Origin of the sequence: Streptomyces sp. BE20, assembly GCF_036322525.1 — a bacterium.
Lineage (GTDB): Bacteria > Actinomycetota > Actinomycetes > Streptomycetales > Streptomycetaceae > Kitasatospora.
Map to the genome: position 1 here is coordinate 1 of NZ_JAQYWW010000288.1, position 361 is coordinate 361.

At 87.0% G+C, this 361-nt stretch carries 1 pseudogene; it reads right to left on the bottom strand.

Features of this window, described 5'->3' with window-relative positions:
* Nucleotides 1–228 precede the first annotated feature (228 nt).
* Nucleotides 229–361: pseudogene (locus PUR61_RS45080) on the bottom strand (STM4014 family protein); the annotation flags it as partial.

The window sequence follows — 361 nt, forward strand, 5'->3', positions numbered from 1 at the left end:
CGGGCGCGCGGGGGGCCGCCCCGGGGCCCGGTGTCGGGCGCGCCGGGGGGCTGTGCCCCGCCCGGCCGCGGGCCCCCCCCCCCCCACCCCCCCCCCCCCCCGCCCCCCCCCCCCGGGGGGCCGGGGCCCCGCCCCCCCCCCCCCCCCCCGCCCCGCCCCCCCCCACCCCCCCCCCCCCCCGCCCCCCCCCGCCCCGCCGCTCTCTGCCTGCTCCGGCGACCACCGAGATCTCCACGCCGGGCCGGCGTCCTCCCGGGCCAGCGCCAGGCTGCCGCGGGAACCGCCGAGGTGCAGGTTTGTCATCGGCTGCGGGCGGGTGCGGACCACCACGTGGGTGGCCCGTCCGGCGATCACGACGACC